The organism is Candidatus Hydrogenedentota bacterium, from assembly GCA_012730045.1.
Classification (GTDB): domain Bacteria; phylum Hydrogenedentota; class Hydrogenedentia; order Hydrogenedentales; family CAITNO01; genus JAAYBR01.
Map to the genome: position 1 here is coordinate 1 of JAAYBR010000121.1, position 5,204 is coordinate 5,204.

Annotated in this window: 4 protein-coding genes; 1 reads left to right on the forward strand and 3 read right to left on the reverse strand. The window is 66.1% G+C overall.

The window, feature by feature from the left end; all coding sequences use genetic code 11:
* Positions 1-413: 413 nt before the first annotated feature.
* Positions 414-905 (forward strand): hypothetical protein, encoded by a 492-nt coding sequence (locus GXY15_13520; GenBank protein NLV42226.1) that lies wholly within the window; start codon positions 414-416, stop codon positions 903-905.
* A gap of 288 nt (positions 906-1,193) precedes the next feature.
* On the opposite strand, the gene GXY15_13525 is transcribed toward GXY15_13520, so the two are convergent.
* The 3 genes from GXY15_13525 to GXY15_13535 all read right to left on the reverse strand — a co-directional run bounded on the left by GXY15_13525 (position 1,194) and on the right by GXY15_13535 (position 4,727).
* Positions 1,194-2,585: a cytochrome B6 gene (locus tag GXY15_13525; GenBank protein ID NLV42227.1), complete on the reverse strand. Its 1,392-nt coding sequence runs from the start codon at positions 2,583-2,585 to the stop codon at positions 1,194-1,196.
* 101 nt (positions 2,586-2,686) lie between these two features.
* A complete protein-coding gene (locus GXY15_13530; GenBank protein NLV42228.1) occupies positions 2,687-4,147 on the reverse strand; it encodes a catalase in 1,461 nt (486 codons plus the stop codon).
* 127 nt (positions 4,148-4,274) lie between these two features.
* Complete coding sequence (locus tag GXY15_13535) at positions 4,275-4,727, reverse strand: transcriptional repressor (protein NLV42229.1); 453 nt, start codon at positions 4,725-4,727, stop codon at positions 4,275-4,277.
* Positions 4,728-5,204: the final 477 nt, after the last annotated feature.

The window sequence follows — 5,204 nt, forward strand, 5'->3', positions numbered from 1 at the left end:
CCCGGTGGTGTCGCTGACGCTCAACCACCGGCTAATGGCCCTCACCCCTCCGGGGTGAAGAGGGAAAGGACACCCGTATCCATAGCTTCATGGACAGAATTCCCGCCCACGGCGGTCAGGGGCTCGCCATGGCGGCCCGCAGGCAAGCCGGCGGGAAGGAAGGCGGCAGCAAGCTGCCGCACTCCAAGGTGCTCCGCACCGTGTCGGCCTTGGGGCAATGATGGCGCCGTCGGTCTTCCCGCGCGCGTTTCGCGCGCCTTGGAGTACGGTGGCTTGCCGCCGCCTTTCTGCGCGCGGGCCTGCCCGCGCGGGTTTGCGCGAGCAACCTCCTTCGTTCCGAACAACCGTCTTCCGGAAACGTTCGAATTGACAGTCTCGCAAAGATGTGATAGCCTGCTGTCAAGGAAGTGACCATGACACCGACACCGCCACAGACCACCCTCTCCCGCGTCCTCCACATGGCGGACCGGGGTGCCACCGTGGCGATCGGAGGCTTCCTGTTGGCGGTGGGGTGTTTCAGTCTGTCGGTAGTGGTCCGGTATCCCCCACAAGCCTTCTATGTGCGCCCGCTTGACGAAGTCATCGCAATGACCCTGGGCTACCTCCTTATGTCGGGAGTCCTGTGTATCGGGGTGCTTGAGACCTACAAACGACACCGGCGGGGCCTGCCGGCGGGAAAACGTGCCCTTTTCCGCATCGCCCTGATTGCGCTCATATCGCTTATGGCGGTTCCCGGGCGGGCCATTCGTGAAATCATCCACTGGACCGATGGCCAGGAATGCAACTTCTCCGTCCTTCTGGCCAATTTGTCGTTTGGCATCCTGCTCTGGTGTGCCGCGGCCGCCGTGTGGCCGTTCAGAAAGCCTCCGAGCGCAACGGGGGACGGGGAAGAGCGCGCGGGGTGACCGGGGAAAGGGCAGGCGACTGTTTGGCAAGGCCCTTCCCTTCGCCATCGCGGCCCGCAGGCGAGCCTGCGGGAAGGAAGGCGGCAGCAAGCTGCCGCACTCCAAGGTGCTCCGCACCGTGTCGGCCTTGGGGCAATGATGGTGCCGTCGGTCTCCCCGCGCGGGGACGGGGCAGCGCCTATCCCCGCCCCGAAGACCGCAGGTTAACGCCAAACAACAAGCCGCCGCCACGGGGTTCCGTGGCGGCGGCGTCTTTTTTTCAGGGCTTCCCCCCGACGGCGCGGGCCGTCAGAGGGCGAGCATGAAGCTGACGAGGTCTTCCTTTTCCTGGGCCGTCAGTTTGAGGCCCTGGATGATGTTGAAGAACTCGACGGTGTCGGCCAGCGTGAGGAGGCGGGCGTCGTGCATGTAGGGCGGTGACTCCTTGATGCCGCGCAGGGGGAAGGTCTTGATGGGGCCGTCGGCACCGGCCATCATGCCGTTGATCATGCGCGGCTTGTAGAAGCGCTCGGCCTTGAGGTTGTGCATGGTGTTGTCGGTGTAGTAGGGGGCGGGGTGGCACTCGGCGCAGCGGGCCTTGCCGAAGAAGACCTCCTGTCCCCGCATCTCCGACTCCGTCGCCTTGGAGGCGTCCAGCTTGCCGTAGATGTCGAGCTTCGGCGCGGGCGGGAAGTCGAGGAGCGACTCAAACTCCGCCATGAAATGAACCTGGCTGCCGCGCTCCAGCGCGTTCACGCCCTTCTTCGCCGCCAGGACGTGGTCGCCGTCAAAATAGGCGGCGCGCTGCTCGAACTCCGTGAAGTCCTCGATGGACTTCAGGGCGCGCTGCGAGCCGAAGATGCGCTGGACGTTGACACCGCGCAGGGGCGGGGTCTCGATGCGGTGCCTGAACTCCTGCGGGCGGATGTCGCCGACGAGGTGGGTGGCCGAGTTGGTGTGGCCGTTCACGTGGCAGTCAAAGCAGGTCACGCCGCGGCTGGGCAGGGCGGACCGGCGGTCCTCGGTCTGGTTGAACTGCTGCTGCGGGAACGGGGTGACGAGCAGGCGCAGGCCCTCGATCTGCTTGGGGTTGAGGATGCCGTTGAACAGCTCGTAGTAGTTCATCAGCGTGACCACCTGTCCCTGGGACACGTCGCCGAGGTCCGGGCGCGTGGTCAGGTAGATGGCCGGCGGGTATTCGGGCAGGAAGTGGTCGGGGAGGTCAAAGTCCAGGTCGAAGCGGGTGAGGTCCCGCTGCTCCTGGCGGTTGATCTCGTCAATCACATACTGCGGGAAGAGCATGCCGCCCTCGGGGTGGTTGGGGAACGGGAGGGGCAGAAACCCGGCAGGGAACAGATCCTTTTCCCTGATCTCCTCCGGGGTCATTTCGGCCAGCCTCTCCCAGGTCACGCCGGCGGGGAGCTTCACACGGACCCCGCCCTGGACGGCCTTTCCCCGCGACATGGCGGCGCCGTCCTGGGGGGCGTCGCCAAGGTCGTAGCGCTCCTCCAGCAGCGCCTGGTGCCGCGCGTTGATCTCCGGCTTGGCCGCCGCCATCCGCTCCATGATGGAGGCGAAGGGCTCGGTGATGACGGCGGGCGAGTAGCTGCTCGGCACCGCGTCCGCGGCAAAGACCGCGCCGGAGACGCACGCCGCCAGCACAGCCAGCAGGGCACCTGCTGCAATTCTCTGCGGTTTCATGGTTCTGATCTCCTTTTCCTGGTTGATACGCGCTTCTTTTTATCCATTCACCCCGCCGCTCCCCGCCCGCGCGGGGCGGGGAGCGGCGGAGGCTGCATGCGTCACCCGCCCACTTCGCTGAGGGGGATGCCGAGGGCGTCGGCGACGCCTTTTCCGTAGGCGGGGTCGGCCTTGAGGCAGTTGCCGATGTGGCGGACCTTGATCTCGCGGGGGGCGTCGCCCATGGCGCGGGCGGTGTTGCCGAAGAGGGCCTCCTGCTGCGCCGGGGTCATGAGGCGGAAGAGCGCGCCGGGCTGGCTGTAGTAGTCGTCGTCGTCCTCGCGGTGGCTCCAGTGGTCGGCGGCGCCGGACAGGGGCAGGGGCGGCTCGGCGTGTTCGGGCTGCTCCCGCCACTCGCCGTAGCTGTTGGGCTCGTAGCCGAGGGTGCTCCCGTGGTTGCCGTCCACGCGCATCGCGCCGTCGCGGTGGTAGCTGTGGAAGGGGCAGCGGGCCGCGTTGACGGGGATGAGGTGGTGGTTGACGCCGAGGCGGTAGCGCTGGGCGTCGCCGTAGGAGAAGAGCCGGCCCTGGAGCATCTTGTCGGGGGAGAACCCGATGCCGGGGACGATGTTGGCGGGGTTGAAGGCCGCCTGCTCGACCTCGGCGAAGTAGTTCTCGGGGTTGCGGTTCAGCTCGAACACGCCCACGTCCTGAAGCGGGTAGTCCTTGTGGGACCACACCTTGGTCAGGTCGAAGGGGTTGAAGGGGCAGTTTTGGGCCTGCTCGTCCGTCATCACCTGGAGGCGCATGGTCCAGCGGGGGAAATCCCCGTTCTCGATGCTCTCGTAGAGGTCGCGCTGGTGGCTCTCGCGGCACTTGCCGACGACGGCCTCGGCCTCGGCGTCCGTCAGGTTCTTGATGCCCTGCTCGGTCCTCAGGTGGAACTTGACCCAGACCCGCTCGTTGGCGGCGTTGATCATGCTGAAGGTGTGGCTTCCGAACCCGTGCATGTGGCGGTAGGACAGCGGGATGCCGCGGTCGCTCATGGTGATGGTGACCTGGTGCAGCGCCTCGGGGAGCGAGGTCCAGAAGTCCCAGTTGTTGCGCGCGCTGCGCAGGTTGGTGCGCGGGTCGCGCTTCACGGCGTGGTTGAGGTCCGGGAACTTCAGCGGGTCGCGCAGGAAGAACACGGGCGTGTTGTTCCCCACGAGGTCCCAGTTGCCCTCCTCGGTGTAGAACTTCAGGGCAAAGCCGCGGATGTCGCGCTCGGCGTCCGCCGCGCCCCGCTCGCCCGCCACGGTGGAGAAGCGGACAAACATGTCCGTCTTCTTTCCCACCTCGGAGAAGATGCGCGCCTTGGTGAGGTGCGTGATGTCGTGCGTGACGGTGAAGGTGCCGTAGGCGCCGGAGCCCTTGGCGTGCATGCGCCGCTCGGGGATCACCTCGCGGTCGAAGTGGGCCAGTTTCTCCAGAAACCAGACGTCCTGGAGCAGCATGGGGCCGCGCGGCCCCGCCGTCATGGCGTTCTGGTTGTCCGGCACGGGGGCTCCGGCGTTGGTGGTGAGTTTCTTCTTGTCGGTCATGGTCTGTTCCCTCCTGTGGGTGTTGGTTGCTGGCTTCCCTCGCGCCCCGTGGCCGGGCGGGCGCTTCCCCGTTTACGTCTTCCTGCTAGATAGGAATATTTGCTGTTCCGCAGGCCAGGGAAAGGCCCTACTTCTGCGGAATCTTTTTCTGGCACGCGGCGCACACCCCCCGCACCTCCAGCCGCAACAACCGGGGCGCGCCGAACGCCTTCGCCGCCTCCGGCGCCGCCAGCGCCGCGTCGGCCGCAAAGTCGCGGATCAGCCCGCAGCGCTCGCACACAAAATGGTGGTGCGCCCCCATGTTCGCGTCGAACCGGACGCTCTCGTGGCTCATGCCCACGATGGACACCAGCCCGTGGTCCGCGAACAGCCGCAGGTTGCGGTACACCGTGTCCAGGGAGACCGTGGGCACCCTGCGGCGCACCTGCCGGTGCACCGACACGGCGTCCGGATGCTCCTCCGTCGAGGCGATGGCGCGGAAAATCTCGAGGCGCTGGTGCGTGACCTTGATGCCAAGGCGCTCGCAGGCTTCCCGGAAGAACGCCATGCGGCGGTCAACCGTCTCTCTGGGGATCTTCATAAGAATTATTCCTATCTGGGAGTATATCGGAAGCGGGGTCGGATGTCAACACTGTTTTCAGCGCCGGCGGTGTGAAAGGTGTTCATTCACCCATGAGATGCGGAGGGTTTGGGGCTTTCCGACAAGAGGTTGCCGCGTCGGCCGGGGCGGCCTCCTGCCAATGAAGTAAGTCGGCGAGAAAGCCCGCAATGTAGACGCATCCTCTTGGCGCGTTCTTTGGGCCAACGAAAACCCCAAGAACGCGCCAAGATGGCGCGTCTACGTTTCCGGCGCTCCCGCAGCCCTCAGTGTTCATTGGCGGGAATGTCGTTGAAGAAAGGCGTGTCAGACGTCAGATGTCGCGGGAGCCCCCGCACGTTCTTGGCGGGTCCGTCTGTTATGTGGAGTGCGGTGGCAGAGCGAAGCGGCGACACCGCTTTGCCCGGGGAGGATCCATGCCGCACCCCTCCCGGCAGCTCTTTCCCGGGAACCAAAGCG

Excerpts from the sequence above, each read along its gene's own strand:
- GXY15_13520 (NLV42226.1), top strand. The coding sequence starts at position 414 with ATGACACCGACACCGCCACAGACCACCCTCTCCCGCGTCCTCCACATG.
- GXY15_13525 (NLV42227.1), bottom strand. The coding sequence starts at position 2,585 with ATGAAACCGCAGAGAATTGCAGCAGGTGCCCTGCTGGCTGTGCTGGCG.
- GXY15_13530 (NLV42228.1), bottom strand. The coding sequence starts at position 4,147 with ATGACCGACAAGAAGAAACTCACCACCAACGCCGGAGCCCCCGTGCCG.
- GXY15_13535 (NLV42229.1), bottom strand. The coding sequence starts at position 4,727 with ATGAAGATCCCCAGAGAGACGGTTGACCGCCGCATGGCGTTCTTCCGG.